The organism is Carboxydocella sp. JDF658 (genome assembly GCF_002049395.1).
GTDB lineage: Bacteria > Bacillota.
This window is the reverse complement of the sequence record NZ_BDLR01000110.1, coordinates 1-341: the sequence shown is the minus strand read 5'-3', so window position 1 is coordinate 341 and position 341 is coordinate 1. Positions and strand designations below refer to the sequence as shown.

General features: G+C 43.1%; 1 protein-coding gene. It reads left to right on the top strand.

Annotation, left to right across the window (positions count from 1 at the left end):
• Positions 1–71 precede the first annotated feature (71 nt).
• Positions 72–341, top strand: a 270-nt coding sequence (locus JDF658_RS12490; RefSeq protein WP_143312007.1) for a transposase, incomplete at its 3' end; no start/stop codon positions are given.

Sequence of the window (341 nt, the reverse complement as noted above, 5' to 3'; positions counted from 1 at the left end):
TGACCGGCCATGATGCCTGGGTCCCAGCAGCAATTTTCATTATACTTTCTTTATGAAAGCGAGGTGATACTGTGAGAAACCTTTTTGTCGGCATTGATGTTAGTATGAAAGATTTTAAGGTTCAATTTATGGACCACCTGGGAGAAACAATCACTAAACGCCAGCGTTTCTCAAATGATAATCCGGGCATGGAATCTCTGGTTCAACTTATCCTCGAAATTTGCCAGGCTAATGATATAGACTGTGTTATGGTCGGGTTGGAAGCAACTTCAGTGTATAGCTGGCATCTGCAAATGGGGTTAACCTCTGACACCCGGCTAACTCCTTATAACTGTCAGGTA